Below are 19,310 nucleotides of genomic sequence, written 5' to 3'. Positions count from 1 at the left end.
ACGATAAAAATGAACAAAAAAGCAAAAGCAATATCATCAATACTACTCGGATTCACATTAGTTTTAATAGGGTGCAGTGCTGGTGCTAACGCCCAAGAATATCATAGTAAACAGAAGCAAGAACAAGCTGTTAAAGAGACTAAAAAGGAAAATAAGTTAACCAAAGGTCAGGAAATGGCTAACATTCTTAGTAGCACAGATTGGCAAGGTACAAGAGTGTATGACAAAGATAATAATGACTTAACAAAAGAGAATACAAACTTCATTGGTCTTGCGAAATATGATGTGAAATCAGGAAGATATGAATTTTTTGATGCTATGACAGGTAAAAGTCGTGGCGATAAAGGAACATTCTTTATCACCAATGATGGGAAGAAGAGAATATTAATTTCAGAATCAATGAATTACCAAGCTGTTGTTGACATGACAAAACTAAATAAAGATGTTTTTACTTATAAAAGAATGGGAAAAGATGCTAATGGCAACGACGTAGAGGTATTCGTTGAACATGTTCCATATAAAGAAAAAGAGCTGTCTTTTACTGATCCGGACAAGCAGTTGGACACTACTACAGGAGATATTGTTAAAAACGTTGATGGAGATAAAATTTTAGGTAGCACCCTTTGGAAAGGAACAAAGGTATTAGATGAAAACGGCAATGATGTAACAAAATATAATTCAAATTTTATAAGTCTGGCAAAATTTAATGATAAGACTAATAAATATGAGTTTTTCAATGCTGAAACAGGCAAAAGCCGCGGTGATTATGGCTACTTCGATGTTGTACACGGAAATAAGATAAGAGCCCATGTTTCAATTGGAAATAATAAGTATGGCGCCGCCCTTGAACTTACCGAACTTAATAATAATAAATTTACGTATAAAAGAACTGGTAAAGACGTAGGTGGCAAGGACATAACTATATTCGTTGAACATGAACCTTATAAAGGTGATTTTAAACCAAAATTCACTAAATAGGGCTTGGTATGCAGACAAGAAGGGAATAGATTTCTCCATTCCTTTCTTGTTTCCTTTAACAAGGGAAGAAATAACTAGAATTTCTTTTGTCGAATTTAAACAGTGAGGAAATAAGTGAAATGACGGGAATAGAACAAAAGAGTGTGAAGCTTTCTGCTTAAACTAACTAGCTAATAGAAGCTTCAGTGATCTTCAACAAACGGGCGCGATTGTTGAACAACATAGGTAGAAATGATCAAACTTTTTTATAAAAACTAAACATAAATCTGTAAGAGAAGAATCCATTTTGATCAATCTTTTTTCAAAATGGATTCTTTTTATTTATCGTAAAACTTGGGATTGCGAGGCATTTTTGAACAAACTTTATTTCAAAGCTACACGTCTTGCAGTGATAGATAGTCAAAATAAACAAGCAAAATAAAACCCTTCATTTGCTTAACAGCAGACAAAGGGCAATGACATAAATGATCTAGTAAGAAGGGAATCTGACCATTTCCTTCTTCATTTATTGTAACATAGAAGGAAAACAGCAAACAAAGGAGAACTCTCATGAAAGAAATCGAAAAATACATGATACCAGCTGAAGCATCTTTTTATTGGAGGATTCCTCGTGAGACATTGAAGAATAAATACAGCCCGTCTGTAATGAATGAGAAGCAAGTGAAGGATCTAGAACGCATGTTACAAGAAGGCTTAGTTAAGTACTTTTTGCATCCTGAAGGAAAGCGTAAGGAATGGATTATTAGTCGTCAAGCAATGTATGAATGGTTTGGAGAACCAAAAGAATAAGGAGAAAGGATGTTAAGAATGAAAGAAGAAACTATTTCATTGTGGGGAGGATTCAAAAATACACTCAGGATGATTGTCTGGTTTTGGATCATAATGCTTTTTATATTTGGAGAAAGCTTGTTACAATAAAAAGAAAAACATAGGGTAAATAAGATAATGAAAAGAGGAAAGAGGCTGAATGAAGTCAACGGGAATCACTAGAAAAGTAGATGAATTGGGGCGTGTAGTTATCCCAAAAGAACTGAGGGATACGCTCGGTATTAAAGAAAAATCACCATTAGAGATCTTTGTAGATGGAGAAAAAATTGTTTTACAGAAGTATCAAGCTGGTGGGGATTGTGTGATAACTGGTGAGGTTTCAGAGCGTAATATGTCATTAGCAAATGGAAAGATTACAATAAGTCCAGAAGGTGCAGAGTACCTGGTTAAAGAGTTGCAACAATACCAAGTTAAATAGAGAAATTAAAGGCTCCGCCATACAAGGAGCTTTTTACTATCAATATAATAATTTCACGTATCGTATTAATTACTATATTAAACAATATCACATAACATTCTACATTTATCTCTTATTTCTCTTTTGGGATGCTATTTCCTTATGAGTGAATCATGGGGTACCGCCACACATCCATCAACTTAAGGTATATTTTCAAACAAAATGCGGTCTTTCCATATAGTTTTTTATTATCTTTTGTAGATTTTATAAAAGTGGGCATATCAAATAAACCCTGACGGGTTTCAATTTTTTTACTATGCTACCTGATGAGTAGAAGTGGTATACTCATAAACAACACCCAAAATATCAAAGACTGTCTTTTTCTCGTATCGATGAGATTTTCGTCCGTTGTGCTGTAGGAGGTTAAACAGACGAAGGAGAACCTTTGATAATTCTTGGGTGTTTTTGTGTAATGCTTGGTAAAAAAGTAAAAAATAATCCTTAATTATGTACATCGCTTTATATTCACTTAGCTCTTTCTGTTTCTTACGTAATAGGAGTTCTCGCATTTTAAACATAGTAGAAGAACATAATAGAATACTAATGAGTTGCCCATAAAGATGACATTCTAATCGCTCTTGTTTAATAGATTTACAACGATGAATTTGAAACCAAGATTTCCATATTTTAAATAACAGCTCAATTTGCCAACGTAATGAATATAAATCATAGATTTTCTCTTTTGGAACCCATTCCGTAGGAATGTTTGTCATATATACCGTAATACCTTGTAAAAGCTTCGTGCGCTCTGTATATGTAATTCCTTTTTTCTTTTCGCGAATAGCTCGGTCACGTAGGCGTTTCTGTTTTTGCTCCTCGGTACACCTATAAACTACAATACGAGTAGGCAGTTTGTCTTTACTCCCTACATATACATCGTGTAATTCATACACTTGGCCAGGTTGTAGTTGTTTCATAATGTCTTCTAAATGAATTTGTATATATACCGGTTTCAATTGAGAGGATTTTGTTTTAAATACCACTGTTTCGAACTCTTTTCTATATATTTTAGTTGGTAACTTAAGACGGGATAAATAATACCCCTGCTTGTCTTGAATAGACTTAAAGTCTTGTAGACGAAAATATCCTAAGTCACGAATATACAGCTCATTCTTTTGTATCATGCCTGTTCGAGTCGCACCATACGCCTGATCACTTCGTTTTCCTGGTTCAATTTTCACATCAGAAAATTCTCCACTCAACAAGTCATACTCTAGTTGGATTTTTACACCAGCTTTATGACTACATCCTCCGGCACCAGGATAAGTAGATGCGAATCGATCTGGAACTTGAAAGGTTGTAGAATCAAGGATACGAATACGCTCAAAGTAAGCAGAAAGAGAATGAGAAATCTTAGATAACCCTCCAATTTTAGCTTGTAGAAGTGTAGTAAATACAGTTCGAAAAAAGGCTACAGAAGCCGAGTTAAATCGTCGATTAAGTCCCTCAGGACTTAATAAAATTCCTGTTGAAGTTTCTAATTGACTACAAAGTTGAGTAAGAGAGGTAGTAGCGATTTGTTGATTTAACCATACACACAAAGATAAGAAATGGTGCCCGTGGCACTTACGTTTTCGTTTCATTCCGCCTGCTTCTATAGCTAATTGATTAAGTGTAGCGGGAGACATATATCGATATAACTCTTCGGCAAATAAAGATAACTCTTGTTTTTGGTGCATATTCATAAAAAGCACGTCACCCTTTCTCATTAACATAAGAGAATAGTAACGTGCTTTTAGCTTCAAAAATAGTCTAAATCCTTAAGTTGATGGATGTGTGGCAGGACCCCTAATATCTATTAATAAAAGCAGTTTTTCTCGGATAGTTGAGGGCATCATCCTCAAAGTAGATGGTTATATATACAAATAATAATATTATAATATAACATTAAAAAATATACGCCAAGCCTATGATTATGCATCCGTCTTGCCGTTTTCCTTTAAACAATACCTAAGTTCGGTTTCAGTCTTCGATTGCTTGGTAGACCGTGGTCCAGAAGTCTTGGATAAGATGCGATGAGTCCGGAGTGGACATCCCAACCTGGGTGAACAGGATTCCAGTAAACTGTTTGTCTGGATCAGCGTAAGCTGCAGTGCCGGTTCCGCCATCCCAGCCGAACTGACCGATAGACGCGTAGTCTCCAAGATAGGTACGCACCGCCATCCCAAAGCCCCAGCCGCCTTGTATCCCTTGTCCAAACGACAAATGGACGTTGTTTTTGGCCAAATCGTCTCGGTATACTTGTTGTTCAGGAGTAAGACGGTTGGTGGTCATCAGCTGGATTGCAGGTCGGGACAGGATCCGTTTGGTTCCGTGCATCCCTTTGTTCAACAGCATCTGCAAATACGCGTGATAATCGTCGACGGTTGCGAGCAGCCCACCACCGCCTGCTTGGAATGCTGGAGGTTTGCTGTAACGTCCGCCTGCACCCTCATCCCACACGATGAACTCACCTGTCTGCGGATCGGGGTTGAAGGCAGGTGGAAGCCGGTCAATCTTGCGCTCAGGCACGTAGAAGCCAGTGTCCTTCATTCCCAGTGGATCGAAGATGCGTTCGCGCAGGAACGACTCGAATGTCTGACCCGTGACCCTGGCAACAAGCACGCCGAGCACTTCAATACTGATATGATACTGCCACCGCTCTCCGGGCTGGTAGCTTAGCGGAAGTGCACCTAGGCGACACATAAACTCATCTGGATCGGGCATATCCTGCCCTGGCGTGTCGAATATCCCACTCTCGAAGAACGCGTTCATGATCGGAGAACCCATCAACGTGAGATCCACTCCGAGCCCGAATGTGGAGGTCAATAGGTCTCGTACAGTGATAGGACGCCGTGCTGGGACGGTCTCTTCCAGCGGACCATCGGGCCGTTTCAACACCTGCCGGTCGGCGAGTTCGGGCAGCCATTTGTCTACTGGGTCGTCCAAATGCAGTTTGCACTCGTCGAGCAGAACCATTACCGGTGAAACTGCGATCGGCTTGCTAGTGGACGCCAATCGAAAGATCGTGTCCCGACGCATTGGTGCGCCACCATCATGCCTCATTGTTCCAAGCGCTTCGACGTGCGTCTCGCCGTTTCGGCTGACTAAGGCGACGAGCCCAGGAATCTTTCCAGAATCGACATGCTGCGCCAGTACATTGCGCATTTTGCGCAACCCTGTTTCAGAAAAGCCTTTATTGTTTTGTCCCATTTTGTTCTCCTTTAGTTTAGATTGAGATTTCTAATACATATTGGCAAACAATTATTAGTTCTTCAAATAGAAAAATTCCCCTTTTTAATAATTTCGACAAAATGTATTTATGTATATGGGGTCACCATACATCACTATCAACCTAAGATAAATTTATCCCTAGACGAGCCTAAAACCGAAGGAATGGACAAAGAGGGGACTTATCCCATGGAATTTCTGGCATCTTGTCTTTTGTTAGGAAGATCAAATATGTATGTAAAATTTAATTTCGGTTTTTAGAGAGGGACAATTCAAGACAAGTTTAAGGTCTTCGGTTTTTAGTGTATAGATATTGAGATGCACTTTCAAAGTTTGATAGGGATTTTTGTAATTTGTATAGTTCGTATGTTGGAGAAGGGGTAATGACGGTAAAACGCGGATTTTATACGCTAAGGATATGCAGGATTTCATGCAAGCTACAAGAACGGTTTGAACTGTCAAATGCTGTTGTGGCAGGAATGTATGAAACCTTGCATACAGCAGAGGGAACGGAAATCTGGAAAAGTCTTGGTATAAATAGCTTTCGGGGATTTGGTTACTGCTGATAATATTACGTTATGTTAACTTTACACGTATACAATATTCATTAATCTTTTAGTACTTATCATAAATTTAATACAGTAAAATGGAAATATAAGGGAACGAGAATAAGATGTGTAGGAGGATTCGATGAGACAAATAAAATTTCTGTTTGTTTTAGTAGTAATCCTTATATTAGGAGCTTGTTCTAATGATAAGAGGTTTACCCTTAAAGGTGAGAGTGCAAATTGGAAGGGTACGTACCAAGGCTATACATATGATGAAAATAATGAAGCAAGTGAACTTACCCTGATTTATAAGGGAGATCCTTCAAAAGTCAAAGATAATGTTAAGTATAACTATGAAACCGGTAATGGTGGAGGAAACGGAAATGTTCCACTAACTCAAAAATTTATTAAAATTAAAAAGTCATGTAAAGGTTGTGCTACGACTGATAAAAATGATGTAATAACAATCACTGTAAGTTGGAACGATAAAACAGAAACTTTTAAACTACAATCTAAAAAGTAACTTTCGCCAACGATAATTATGTGAAAACAAAAGTCCCCCAGTTAAACAATCTGGGGGACTTTTAATAGTCTTCTAAATACATTGAATCCCGATAATGATACGTTATGTTAACTTTACATGAATATTTTATACATTATTGATTGTTCGACTAATAGAATAAAATGATTGAAGAAGATAATACAATTAATTAATGGTATTATATGTAATAGATAGTCATTATTAGAAAATCAGGAGGTTTTTATGAAGGGGAAATTAGTTTTAATTCTTTGTTTTACAGGAGCTCTCATATTATCAATTGATTTTATGAAGGATAAAGATTTGCAAAACATAGAAGTATCTGCACAAAATGAGGAAGTATTTTTAAAACAAACAAAAATTAATGGAGAAGATACTTTAAAAGTTATAACAAGAGAAGAACAAGAAGCTAGAGAAAACATGTTAAATGTGGAAAATAAAGATCAATCTACAGTTATAACAAAAGAAGAACAGGAAATGGTAGAAAATATGTCAATTAAGGAAGGATTTATACCACAAAAAGACGGGACAGGGTTCTATTTTGTAAAAGAAAAATAAAAATGAACTAATTCCTTAAAATAATAAATATCTTATATAAAAATCCCATTTAGTAAAATGAACTAAATGGGATTTTTATAAGCTTTTAATTTTAAACATATTAAATTTCAATAATGGGACGTTATGTTAACCTTACATGAATAAGATATACATCAAAAAAAGTTCTATCGAAATAGATCACTCATGATAAAATGGAATTAAAAGGAAGGAGAGTACCTTAATGAAATTAAAGATATTTTTCATAAGTTTATTAGTAATATTAAGTATAGCATGTGTATTCTTTGTACAAAAAAAGGATGTCATTTTTCAAGAAGGAAATCCGATACCATTCGCAATTGCTATGTCAAAGATGATCTTTACAGATAAAAATATAATGGAAGTACAAACTAACGATACTCGCTATACCTATTTAGTAAAACGAGGGGAACTAGAGCCCTATATTGAAATGAGAGAGCAAGATGGATGGGAATTTTTAGAGAGAGATATATACAGAAATTCTTTAGCTTTTCAAAAAGGAAATATGACGGAGAGCGTTCCTTACAGATATTTCACACGGTATTATACAATCATTAATTCCCAATATTAATAGGTACATTGACTTCCGCTAATGTTACGTTATGTTAACCGAGCATGTATAGGATATACATCAAAAAATGTACGACTTATTCTAATTCTTTCGCGATAGAATGTAATGAATCCATATTTTCACAAAATATAAGAGGGGAGAAAACCTTTGTATAAAAAACTTAGAAAACATCTTATATTAGGTTTCCTAACTCTTATCATTAGTGGCTGTTCAATTTCAAAAGGATACGACACACAGCAAGAAGCATTAAAACAAGAATTAAAACCAACAAGTAATACAGAAATAGATAAATATCATGCTTTAGGACGTATTATAAAGATAGATGGAAAAATAGCTTTTTTTGTTACACCTGATAATTATATTTCAATAGCGGATTTAGAAATGAAAAACAGAAAATGGACTGTTAGTGGGACAGCCGGAGGAGGAAATGTAAGTGAGTTAGAAGTACAAGATTCTGGTATATCACCTACGCTTGTAGTTTCAAATGGAAAAGTTATTTTTGGTTATCTTAAAAATCCATCTATTAGCAAGGTATCTTATGAATCTACTTCGGGACATATAATAAATTTAGATAAATACTTACCAAACGAATCAAAGTATAAAGGATGGAGTTTATGGTACATAATCCTTCCTAATAAATTAGACGATGGCCCAGAATCATTAGATTTTATTAAGACTGCTTTAGAGTTTAAAGATATAAACAGAACTATTATAAAATATAAAAGCTGATCATCTAAAAACAACTTCTGATAACGATAATTATGTAAATGAGCTGTCCAAATGGATGGCTTATTTTATTTTTTGCTTAGCGTGGGTTTTTTCCAAAATGCTGACGGTACCCTAAATAGTCAAATTGACTTAAATTTATCCGCATTATAACATCAGATTAATGCAACAATTATTTAATAACGAGGTAAAAAAATGGATAACTATAAGTTGTTTTCTAATTGGTTAAATCAGCTCTTCGAGCAAGAAATACCAAAAGGAATAAAAGCATTCAATTTTAACTTATACGAAGGGGAGGAAGGGACCTACGACATTCAGTTAATTGGTTCAGATGAATTTGATGAAGATGACTCTGATTGGGCTTGCACGGACTATTTTTCTTCTGGTGAAGCTATTTGCTACATAAAAAGAACAGAAGAAATTGAGGATTGGGAACAGGGTCTAAGCTACATTACGATGTTAGTAGAACGTTATCTTAATGAAGGAGAGAACGCTAACATCCTTAAAAATGCATCTGTAATAGGAATAGGCTTTGTGGATGGGGATATAGACATTCTCTACCGTGCTTAATAATGTAATCATAATTATTGAATTGAAAGCCTGTTTCAATGACTTCCTAGTATCGTTGATACAGGCTTTGTAATTTCCATAACGCACTTGTTAGTTCAACAAGAGGCTTCCAATAAAATCTTCTCGTAAGACTTTATTTTGTTCCAAAGTGTCTTATATGCTAACGAATCTGTTTCACATTTGTCTAATTCAACGAAGGCACTTATTAAAGCCTTTTTTGTTTCAATTTCTTTATCGGTTTGACTAAGTATATTTCTTTTATCTCTATACATAATAAGATTTTCTTTAAAATTTTTTCTTGCTTCTGTTAGAGAGTAATCCTCGTTTGGCCCACCCAAAACTTCATCTACATATGAGTCATCTTGTCCATCATCTTCCCAATTACAAAGTTTACATATCTCAAAAATCCCACGTTCTTCTAATGTTGGATAACCACAACACGGACATTTTTCACGTTGCACTTGAATCCCACCCTAATCGTTTTAATCAATTTTAATAATATCAAAATCTTTCATTTCGGGTTAAACATTCTTATTGAACTATTCTGCTTTAGTTGAGTAAGCGTTTTTTATCACTCGTTATAAAAAGAAGTCCCACATCATTTCCATCCGTTTATATCGAAGTTTAAAATAACCCCAAACAACTATCATGCGCTGGGTTCATGAATACGGAAACCTTCTCTATCAAATTTGGAAGAAGAAAAATAAAAGAGTACAACTATCTTGGAAATTGGATGAGACCTATATAAAAGTCAAAGGAAAATGGTGTTATTTATATCGTGCAATAGATAAAGACGGGCATACATTGGATATTCAACTTCGTAAAAAACGAGATTATCAGGCTGCTTATGCCTTTATGAAAAGATTAGTGAAAACATTTGGCGAACCAACGGCTCTAACAACAGACAAAGCGCCGGCATTACTTTGCGCATTTAAGAAATTAAGAAAACAAGGTTTTTATTCAAATACAACTCATTGCACAATCAAACATTTGAACAATCTCGTCGAACAGGATCATAGGCATGTCAAAAGGCGTTTTGCCAAATCCGCAGGATTTCAAAACCTTCGTCATGCTTCACGTACGATAAAAGGAATCGAAACCATTCATGCTCTATATAAAAGAAACCGAAGTCTTGACTTAGACTTCGGTTTTTCAACGTATAATGAATTACACAAATTATTAATCACTGTCTAAATACTTCCCCCATTTAGCAACACCTGTTTATGCTTTTTGAAACTTTGCAACAGAACCATAAAACTTATGGTTCTACTTGTTTAGCGTCTTTTCAACCAAACGATGTGTGTATACGAGAAATGGTCTAATTAAAAAACAAAAAGGAACATTCATTCCTTTTTGTTTTTTTCTTTATAAAGGGACCTTCTTGCATGCTAGATCATCTTGAAAAGCGATAGCTCCATCGACCATCGTTAATACTACTCGAACGTCTTGTATTTCCTTAACTGGTATTTCGAAGAGATTTTTGTCTAATACAACAATGTCTGCTAGTTTTCCCACTTCAAGTGTGCCTAATTCCTTTTCTCTGAATGATCCATAGGCAGGGGATAACGTATAATTTCTCAAGACTTCGGATAGTGACAGACGCTCCTGCGGATTCCATCCTTCTGCCGGTGATCCATCATATCCAATTCTTGTTAGCGCACGGTAAATGCCTAGCATCGGATTTAATTGCACAATTGGATAATCAGTACCAAAAGCCAACATTGCACCTGAATCTTTTAGCGTTTTCATTGCAAAAACAAGGGGCTCACGTTCTTTTCCAATACGTGAAACATACGTTATCCGTTGCTCCTTACTAAGACCCAAATGTTCTGGTTGCATTGATGCGATCACGCCAAGCTTTTGAAAACGAGCGATTTCATCCGGATGAATGACCTCCACATGTTCCACACAATGCCTAGCATCTCGCTTGCCATTCTTTTTCTGAGCTTCCTCAAAAGCATCCAAAGTTAGGCGAATTCCACCGTCACCAATCGCATGAATACGGATTTGAAAGCCTTCTTGATCAGCCTCTACTATCCATTTTTTCATCGTATGTGGAGAAACAGCTGTTTCCCCACAGGTTTCTGGTTTATCTGAATATGGTTCAACTAAATACGCGGTATAACCAGTTAGTACTCCATCAACAAACTGTTTCAATCCCGAGACTCGAAGCTTGTCTGATGCATAAGTATCACGCAATTGTTTCGCACGCTCTATATCACCGTTTAAGGGAGGGGAAAGGTGAATCCTCACAGTTAATTCTCCGTTTTTATCCAGATCACTAAACAATTCATAATCCTGTAACTTTTCCATAGCAGGCGATCCATACAAATCGTTAACCGACGTCACACCCAGCGCAGCCGCCTGTCCGAGAAATCTTTTCATCATTCTCATACGGCGTTCCCTTGAAAAATTAAATGCATGATTCGACACTAGTGCAATCGCTGTCTCATACAAAATACCCGTTGGTTCTCCGTTTTCATCTTTTGCAATAATTCCGTGGGGCGGATTATCTGTATTTCGATTAATACCCGCAATCTCAAGCGCTTTGCTGTTTACCCAGACATAGTGTCCTTCCATATGAAAGAGTATAACAGGACGATCGGGGAGTACGCGATCGAGTGCAGCACGATTGGGAAGCCCCTTGTTGTCCCAATTGTTTGAATCCCAACAAAAACCAATGATCCATGGATCATCTGGTCTTGAATCAGCAAAATCAGTTACCATTTTTATCGCTTCTTCTTCTGAGCATGCATCGGCTAGAAAAACACTGTCCTCTGCAAGACTTCCAAATAACATATGCAAGTGAAAATCATGAAAGCCAGCCATAATCAGTTGATCGGAATAATGATGTACTTTCGTGTTCGGTCCAATAAACGGATTTATTTCAATTTCAGAACCAATGGCTACAATCTTATTATTAATAATGGCGATATAAGCAGGAATGGGCTTATCCGTAAGACCTGTAAAAACAGCATTACTTGAGATAACAATGTCAGCTTTTTGATTCATATTCATTAGTGACCTCCTAAATTTATCAATATTCTGAATTTTATTTCCGTAAAATAAGTAACAATCGCATATGATGCAAGAGTAGATACCGCTCCTAATTTTACGTTATTTCAAATTGATCTCATGGTTCATTTTATAATTTTTTTCAAAAATTCTAGGCAATCCCATTCATAAACAAGATCTTTAGCCAAAGAAACGATCCAGTCCCTTGTAATATGATACTTTTCTCTAGGCCACACTTAATCTTTGTGCTTCTTCAGCTGTAATTTTTTTCGCAAAAAATAGGTTCTATAAACGTACTGCCTTAACATTTGTATCTTTTAAACGTTGGAACTCTTTTTTCATAAAGTATATGGCAATGAGAACGCCTGGAATTTCTGCAGCAGGACCTGCATACCATATACCTTCTACTCCCCAGAATTTCGGGAAAATAAATAGAAACGGGAACAAGAACAGCAGCGTTTTACTTAGATTTATAAATGTTGCCGTCCAGTTTCTCTCTTGGGCTTCGAAATAGCCGGCGATAAGCAAGCTAACGGCATTTAACGTGAACAGGAAATTAAATACAGTTGTTGCCCAGATGCCAAGTTTCTGCAATTCAGGATTACCGCCGGAGAAAAATGACATAATCGGATCTGCAAAATAGATTAGGATTGCAGTCAATATCACGAATAAAGTAACCGTGAAGATGATTGCTATTGTAATCGCTTGTTTAACGCGGTCAAAGTTGCCCGCACCGCAATTATAACTAATAATCGGTTGAAGTCCTATCACCCCCCCGAGCGCTATAAGCGCAAGCAGATTTGTGATATAGCCGTTTTGAATCGTGAAAGCGGCAACGTGCAACCCACCACCGTAGCTTTGCAGTAAGTTGTTGAAGAAAATAATGAGAAAAAATATCATGAACACACTGGAGAAAGATGCAAAACCTGTCCAAGTCACTTCACCGACAGTCTTTCGTTTTATTTTCATGTCTTTCCACTTTGGCTTAAGATTTGTTTTGCCTAGCAAGAAATAAAAAATTAGCAAAACAGGGATTGATTGCACAACGATGTTCGCCCAAGAAGAACCCATCATTCCCATATGAAACTTCACTACTAAAACCCATTCTAAAATTGATGCAACAACTGCTGCAACTAACCAACTGCTCATTGATAAGATAGGTTTTTCATCAATATTGGTTAAAATACTTAATACAACGGCTAATATCGTTAATGGCAATGAAATCCAGAGAGGATGGCTGTATTGCACTGCATATGGAAGCGATGCATCACTTGCTCCAAACAAGGTCATAATTTGATTTTCAAAGACCAATCCAATGAAAGCTAGCAGAATAGAGACAAAGAGTGTAAACCATAAAGTTTGACCCATTATGCTTCTAGCTTCATTAATTTTGCCTTTTCCAAGTCGAAGTGAAATGACCGCACCGGCTCCAACACCAAAAAGAACGCCAAGCATACGAGTAATGACCATAACCGTATATCCGATTCCAATCCCTTCGATTTCTACAACCTGAAATCCGCTGACGAAATAGCCATCGATAACCGCAAACATTCCTGAAATTGCATTCGCCATAATTCCTGCCAAAGCAAACCGTAAATATAGTAAAGGAATACTTTTGGTTCCCAGTGTTGAATCATATACTGGCTTATTCATAATGTCTGCTTTTTCTTTCTGCGATGAGGGACGGTTTCCTGCTAATTCCATGCGCATACCCTCCTAAAAATAATTTATACAGCTTGATTTATAGGAATTTTTCTATTAGAAATCAAGCGTTTAACCCATTTAACTGTAAAGGTTATCGTAGTTACACGCTGTTTATACTGAACACAATGAATTATTAAACATTTTTTAATAAATATGTTTGGGATCTTAAATCTGATTGCTTATGTCGCTATTATCAAGATTACAGTTCCCTCAATATCACTGATTAAAGGTACTTTTATCTATATCCTCTTTTCCACTTACAACACTTAATTCTTTTTGTCTCAGTGATAGGATGACCGCACAAGCAAAAATCGCTAATGTACCAATTACGAACATCCCGTTTGAAATCGCTAATTGTCCGAAGATCATTGGGCCAAAAAATCCACCTAAACTCGCAAATGCATTAACCGTTGCAATGCCGGCTGGTGCGGTTGATTCCGTGAAAAACAGGGTCATAAATGAGAAAAAGGCACCTACAAATCCATACAATCCAATCGCTGCGAAAGCAATCAACATAATCATCGTCAATGCGCTATCAGCAAACCCACACATAATAAAACCTAAAGCTGCAATGAGGAAGCTTGCAATCAAATGTTTCTTATGCTCATTTCTTTTATCAGAACTCCATCCAAAGAGTAACATGGAAGGGATCCCGATTAGTGCAGGTATAATCGTTAACCAGCCAATTTCCATATTATTTGAACTAGTGGCAAATGATTTAATGATACTCGGAAGCCAAAAACCAAGACCGTACATTGCTGTGTAATTAGCAAAATAAATAAAAGCCAACTTCCATACCTTTGAGTCTTTAAACATTTCTAATTTCGATGCTTTATTTACTGCAAGGCTTTGACGTCTTTCTTTATCCAGTTCATTTTCTAGCCAATTTTTTTCTTCCTCTTTTAACCATTTAGCATCTTTCGGACGATTATTTAAGTAAAACAGCGTGACAATTCCTAAAATAATGGCTGGGATTCCTTCGAGAATAAACATCCATCTCCAACCAGCTATCCCATACCATGCAATGTTATCCATAATCCAGGTAGATAATGGGGCCCCTATAATCGTACCAATCGGCAAAGCCATAACGAGAGATGCGGAAGCGCGCCCTCTTTCTTTATTTCGAAACCAATATGTAAAATATAAAATAACTCCTGGGAAAAAGCCTGCCTCAGCAATTCCGAGTGAAAAACGAGCGATGTACAAATGTGTGGCCGATTGTACAAATGCTGTTAAAGCTACTATGATGCCCCATGAAATCATAATTCTAGCAATCCAAACTTTCGCGCCAACTTTGTGCATAATCATATTGCTCGGTATTTCAAATAGGAAATACCCAAGAAAGAAAATACCTGATAATAATCCAAAAGCTTCTGCAGATAACCCTAAATCTGCATTCATTTCTAGAGCTGCAAAACCTAAATTCACACGATCCAAATAAGCAATGACATAACATATAAAAGTAAATGGTAAAATGCGTATCATTGTTTTTTTGATTGTTGTACTTGCAATTGATTGATTCAATGAATTCATATTAAACATTCCTCCTAAAATAACGAATCATCATTAGGCTCTACAGTACTTAGTAAATTGCTTTGGTGAATATACTTACAGATTTGACAAATTTTCTTCAATCACAAACCAGAGAGCATTTTCAGTCAGTTCAGCCTTCATCGTAAATCCAGATAAGGTCCCATGAAGTACTAATCAGATTTCTGCTGTAAAAGATAAATTTATTAGTAGGAGGACATATTTTGGCTTTCGCGTATAAAATCTTTGGTGTAAACGCTAACATTTATATAACTGCCAAATATTTAACATTTAGTATACGAATTCTTTGTTTAGAAAACTACTATTTATGAAAATTGGATTTCTCAAAAACATAATCGATCTGCTTTATACACTTTTCATTCCGTTCTTTGGAGCTTCAGCTTCAATTTTCCCTTTGTAAGTTCAAAATAATTCCTCCTTTTTAATGATTGGACTGATAGTAACACGGGATTTTGTCGTATATAAATAATAAAATTCTGCTATGTGACAATTGCTATTAATTTTTTAAAAATTCCAAAAATATAATGCGTTTAAAACAATCTGTTGGAGACTGTTAAAATAATTCCTTTCAAGTGGGAATTTTTATTGAAAATAAGGGGCTTATCTATCTAAGTAATGATCTAGCGTACGATTAAACGGATAAAATAAAAAGACATTTGAAATATTCTTTTTATTATTCTATTGAAAGAGGGCCTTTGAGAAAGGGGGGTAATATTTTAATAATTAATAATTGTTAAAATATGATATAAAGAAAGTAATATGTATTACAAAATAGAAAGAATTTAAAGGAGTGAATGATATTAATAGAGATTATACAATCCAGACTGTGCAAAACGCTATGCAAATCTTACGTTTGTTCACCGCAGAAAAACGGGAATGGACATTGTCGGAGATTGCTCAAAAAAAATCTATGAGTATTAGTACTACTAAGCGTCTTTTGAAGGTATTAGAAAACTATGGGTATTTGGAGAGAGGTTTAAGAACTAAAAAATATAGACTTAGTCTGTCGATTTTAAAATTATCCGGTATTGTCAAAACAACAATGGAAATTCACCGGGAAGCTCGGCCAATTTTAAAAAAATTAGTCAACGATTTTGGCGAAGCTGTCCATATTGGAGTTTTAGAAGGAACAGAAACGATTTATTTGGACAAAATAGAAGGCTTACATCCAGTCCGATTATCTTCCCACATTGGAAAGAATAATCCAGTATACTGCACTGGATGTGGAAAAGTTATACTCGCTTTTAAAGAACAAACAGAACAGGAAGAAGTCATTAAAACGATTGAATTGCAACAATTTCATCAGTTTAGTTCAAAAACGGTTAGAAATGCAAGGGAATTAAAGAGTCATCTTAGTCAAATCAAAAAGCAAGGATATGCAGTCTGTATAGATGAATTTAGCGAAGGCATAACCAGTATTGCAGCTCCTATCTACGATTATAATGAATCTGTCGTCGCTTCGATCAGTATTACTGGCCCTAGTAACCGGATAGACATTCCACAAATTGTAGAAGGTGTGGTGAAAGCAGGAAAAGACATTTCGAAAAGTCTCGGATATATATATTAATATGATTATGGAATACGAAAGAAGGTAAGGTAATGAAACGAAGAAGCTTTTCATCACTTGAAAATGCATTACGTATACTGGATATGTTTAGTGTTGAAGAACCAGACTTTAGTGTGAAAGAGATTGCAGATCGGCTTTCGATTGCTGACAGTACAGCCCATCGATTGCTGTCCACACTTAAAAAAGAAGGATTCATTGCTAAAGATAATATAAATAGCAAATATCGTCTTGGTATTTCTATACGCGCATTAGAATCAGTTTTAATAAAAGATTTGGCCCTACATAATGCATCTACGTCAATTTTGTATTCACTGGCTAAAAAGGTGAATGAGGCATCCTCACTCTGCATTTTATATAATAATCAAACTTTTTATGTAAATACAGTAGATTCTGATCGCCCTATTTATGACGGATTGACATACGTAGGAAAATCTCAGCCTATCTTAAGTACAAGCGCAGGAAAAGTGTTAATTTCCACTAAATCGGAAGAAGAAATAGAGTCAATTATTTCTATGGAAGCAACACTTAATAAAACAGATAAGCCTCAGTATGATTTAACGGAGTTATTACGCGTTCAAGAAATGGGGTACGCAATTAGTTATAACAACTTTTCCTCTGGATTAACATCAATTGCTGCACCAGTAAAAAATAAGAGCGGAGACATTATAGCTGCCATTGAATTAATTGGTCCTGAGCAACGCATTCGGCCATCTTCTGTTAATACATATGTAAAAAAGGTGATAGAAGCCACGATAGAATTGGGAAAATCTTTAAACAGTAATAATTAATGCAGGACACAGAAAAAGCTTTCTGACTGTTCTAACAGTTAGAAAGCTTTTTCTGTGTCCTGCATCTTTAAATATTCACCGCGTTAATTTGTTGTAATATAAAGTGACGAAGAAAGATTAGGTCGTGAAGACTGTTTCATACAAGAAAATATCCTTTTTGAAGGAAAAAAGATACATTTTCGCTATAATCGGAAAACGCTAGAAAACATTTATGATTGAATATTTCGAAAATAAAAATTGCAAATTGCCACATAGAAGAATGTCTGATTTATAAATGACAAAATGTTGTGATAACATTCAAAATAATAATTATGAAAGCAATTACATTTAAGGGAGAACGATAATGATGATTTCTGAAAAGAAAAAAGAAGTGTTTATGGAGCCTTATATTCGTGTAGAGGATATTCAATCTCAAAAACTTCAAAAACAACTGGATTATATTTTTGGGAATTCGAAATTCTATCAGAACAAGTTTAAAGAATTAGGTATTGAAAGAAGCGACATTAAAGAGTTAACTGATTTAGCAAAACTGCCGTTTACCTATAAACATGAGATCAGGGAAAGCCAAAATGTATTGCCACCACTAGGTTCGCATGCGATTGTCGATATGAAAGAAGTTATTCGTGTACATTCATCGTCTGGTACGACTGGCCGACCGACTTATGTTGGAATCACTAGACATGATTATGGTGTTTGGACAGAAATGCTAGCAAGAGCTGCATATACTCATGGGATTAGAAAAGAAAGCAAAGTTGTTTTCGCAATGGGCCTTTCCTTCTTTGTTGGAAGTTCTTTCAAGGATGGAATAGAAAGGTTAGGCGCCACTTTTATACCGATTGGTACAGGTGCCTCGGATCGAGTCATCAGAAGTATCATCGACTTCGAGGCTGACGCTTTGTTCTGTACGCCATCTTATGCATCTCATTTAGCTGAATTTGTCAGAAAAAATTACAACATGGAGCCTTCCGAGTTAAGCATTAAACTCATGTCTGTCGGTGGAGAGCCAGGTGGGGGATTACCTGAGGTTCGTAAAAAAATTGAACAGGATTGGGGTTGCAAAGTCGTGGAAGCGATGGGAAATGCCGATATGGCTCCCGTGATGTTCAGTGAATGCCAAGAGCAGAAAGGTATGCACTTCATCGGATCGGATTATGTCATTTGCGAAATTATTGATCCTGAAACAGGAGAAGTTGTTCCACATAGCGATCATATGGAGGGTGAACTTGTTTATACAGCTATTGACCGTGAATGTGTCCCACTTGTCCGGTTCAGAACAAGAGATTTAGTTCAAGTCGATACAACGCCATGTAAGTGTGGACGATGCAGTTTCCGTCTGCGCTGTGTTGGAAGAACCGACGATATGTTAATCGTTCGCGGAGTGAATGTTTTCCCATCAGCGATCAAGGATGTAGTAAATAGTTTTAGGCCGAAAACAACAGGTGAAATTCGGATTCTACTGAAAGCGAAGCCACCTTTAGCAGAGTCGCCACTTCCAATTAAGGTGGAGTATTCAAAAGGCTTAAATGAAAATGAAAAAGGCACATTGAAGAAAGAAATCGAATCTGTGTTACGAGCTAAACTATTTTTCACAGCTGATGTTCAACTCGTTCTAGAAGAATCGCTACCGCGTTTTGAAATGAAAGCAAAATTAACCGAAGATTTATATAAAAAGTAAAAAAATAGTTT

17 protein-coding genes and 2 pseudogenes are annotated in these 19,310 nt (G+C 36.1%); 12 read left to right on the top strand and 7 right to left on the bottom strand.

The window, feature by feature from the left end; genetic code table 11:
• The first annotated feature begins 9 nt into the window (after positions 1–9).
• The 3 genes from NKR74_RS12670 to NKR74_RS12660 all read left to right on the top strand — a co-directional run bounded on the left by NKR74_RS12670 (position 10) and on the right by NKR74_RS12660 (position 2,224).
• Complete coding sequence (locus NKR74_RS12670; RefSeq protein WP_253629783.1) at positions 10–978, top strand: DUF4822 domain-containing protein; 969 nt, start codon at positions 10–12, stop codon at positions 976–978.
• Between the two features lie 549 nt (positions 979–1,527).
• Positions 1,528–1,767, top strand: coding sequence for a DNA-binding protein (locus tag NKR74_RS12665; protein ID WP_253629782.1), 240 nt, complete (start codon positions 1,528–1,530; stop codon positions 1,765–1,767).
• Positions 1,768–1,945: 178 nt separating this feature from the next.
• Positions 1,946–2,224, top strand: coding sequence for an AbrB/MazE/SpoVT family DNA-binding domain-containing protein (locus NKR74_RS12660; protein ID WP_253629781.1), 279 nt, complete (start codon positions 1,946–1,948; stop codon positions 2,222–2,224).
• Positions 2,225–2,517: 293 nt separating this feature from the next.
• Here the strand turns inward: NKR74_RS12660 and NKR74_RS12655 are convergent, their stop codons facing one another.
• On the bottom strand, positions 2,518–3,948 hold the full coding sequence (locus NKR74_RS12655) for an IS4 family transposase (protein ID WP_253628483.1): 1,431 nt from the start codon (positions 3,946–3,948) through the stop codon (positions 2,518–2,520).
• A gap of 277 nt (positions 3,949–4,225) precedes the next feature.
• Positions 4,226–5,455 carry a serine hydrolase domain-containing protein gene (locus NKR74_RS12650; RefSeq protein WP_253629780.1) on the bottom strand — a complete coding sequence of 410 codons (1,230 nt, stop codon included), beginning with the start codon at positions 5,453–5,455 and terminating at the stop codon, positions 4,226–4,228.
• 708 nt (positions 5,456–6,163) lie between these two features.
• On the opposite strand from NKR74_RS12650, the gene NKR74_RS12645 reads away from it, so the two are divergent.
• The 5 genes from NKR74_RS12645 (at position 6,164) to NKR74_RS12625 (ending at position 8,999) form a co-directional block, all read left to right on the top strand.
• Positions 6,164–6,544, top strand: a complete 381-nt coding sequence (locus tag NKR74_RS12645; protein WP_253629779.1) for a hypothetical protein — start codon at positions 6,164–6,166, stop codon at positions 6,542–6,544.
• 240 nt (positions 6,545–6,784) lie between these two features.
• Positions 6,785–7,117 (top strand): hypothetical protein, encoded by a 333-nt coding sequence (locus tag NKR74_RS12640; RefSeq protein ID WP_253629778.1) that lies wholly within the window; start codon positions 6,785–6,787, stop codon positions 7,115–7,117.
• A 220-nt stretch (positions 7,118–7,337) separates the two neighbouring features.
• A complete protein-coding gene (locus tag NKR74_RS12635) occupies positions 7,338–7,703 on the top strand; it encodes a hypothetical protein (protein WP_253629777.1) in 366 nt (121 codons plus the stop codon).
• Positions 7,704–7,850: 147 nt separating this feature from the next.
• The gene (locus NKR74_RS12630) at positions 7,851–8,432 is read left to right on the top strand and encodes a hypothetical protein (protein WP_253629776.1); all 582 of its coding nucleotides are present in this window, start codon (positions 7,851–7,853) and stop codon (positions 8,430–8,432) included.
• A gap of 192 nt (positions 8,433–8,624) precedes the next feature.
• A complete protein-coding gene (locus NKR74_RS12625) occupies positions 8,625–8,999 on the top strand; it encodes a hypothetical protein (RefSeq protein ID WP_253629775.1) in 375 nt (124 codons plus the stop codon).
• Positions 9,000–9,094: 95 nt separating this feature from the next.
• Here the strand turns inward: NKR74_RS12625 and NKR74_RS12620 are convergent, their stop codons facing one another.
• Positions 9,095–9,460 (bottom strand): CPCC family cysteine-rich protein, encoded by a 366-nt coding sequence (locus tag NKR74_RS12620; RefSeq protein WP_253629774.1) that lies wholly within the window; start codon positions 9,458–9,460, stop codon positions 9,095–9,097.
• 178 nt (positions 9,461–9,638) lie between these two features.
• On the opposite strand from NKR74_RS12620, the pseudogene NKR74_RS12615 reads away from it, so the two are divergent.
• Positions 9,639–10,193 (top strand): annotated as a pseudogene (locus NKR74_RS12615) (IS6 family transposase); the annotation flags it as partial.
• A gap of 171 nt (positions 10,194–10,364) precedes the next feature.
• Here NKR74_RS12615 and NKR74_RS12610 read toward each other — a convergent pair.
• From NKR74_RS12610 to NKR74_RS12600, 4 genes and pseudogenes are all read right to left on the bottom strand, one after another.
• Positions 10,365–12,017 (bottom strand): amidohydrolase, encoded by a 1,653-nt coding sequence (locus tag NKR74_RS12610; protein WP_309247636.1) that lies wholly within the window; start codon positions 12,015–12,017, stop codon positions 10,365–10,367.
• A gap of 99 nt (positions 12,018–12,116) precedes the next feature.
• A pseudogene (locus NKR74_RS24145) lies at positions 12,117–12,238 on the bottom strand (cupin domain-containing protein); the annotation flags it as partial.
• 61 nt (positions 12,239–12,299) lie between these two features.
• A complete protein-coding gene (locus NKR74_RS12605; RefSeq protein WP_253629773.1) occupies positions 12,300–13,718 on the bottom strand; it encodes an MATE family efflux transporter in 1,419 nt (472 codons plus the stop codon).
• Between the two features lie 216 nt (positions 13,719–13,934).
• On the bottom strand, positions 13,935–15,251 hold the full coding sequence (locus tag NKR74_RS12600; RefSeq protein ID WP_253629772.1) for an MFS transporter: 1,317 nt from the start codon (positions 15,249–15,251) through the stop codon (positions 13,935–13,937).
• Positions 15,252–16,059: 808 nt separating this feature from the next.
• Between NKR74_RS12600 and NKR74_RS12595 the strand changes: the two genes are divergently transcribed.
• The 3 genes from NKR74_RS12595 to NKR74_RS12585 all read left to right on the top strand — a co-directional run bounded on the left by NKR74_RS12595 (position 16,060) and on the right by NKR74_RS12585 (position 19,299).
• Entirely contained in the window at positions 16,060–16,836 is a 777-nt protein-coding gene (locus NKR74_RS12595) for an IclR family transcriptional regulator (RefSeq protein WP_253629771.1), read from the top strand.
• Between the two features lie 32 nt (positions 16,837–16,868).
• Positions 16,869–17,624: an IclR family transcriptional regulator gene (locus NKR74_RS12590; RefSeq protein WP_253629770.1), complete on the top strand. Its 756-nt coding sequence runs from the start codon at positions 16,869–16,871 to the stop codon at positions 17,622–17,624.
• A gap of 343 nt (positions 17,625–17,967) precedes the next feature.
• Positions 17,968–19,299, top strand: a complete 1,332-nt coding sequence (locus tag NKR74_RS12585; protein WP_253629769.1) for a phenylacetate--CoA ligase family protein — start codon at positions 17,968–17,970, stop codon at positions 19,297–19,299.
• The last annotated feature ends 11 nt before the right edge of the window (positions 19,300–19,310 follow it).

This window comes from Bacillus sp. 3103sda1 (assembly GCF_024159135.1).
Classification (GTDB): Bacteria; Bacillota; Bacilli; order Bacillales; family Bacillaceae_G; genus Bacillus_A; species Bacillus_A rhizoplanae.
This window is presented reverse-complemented; position numbering and strand designations above follow the sequence as displayed.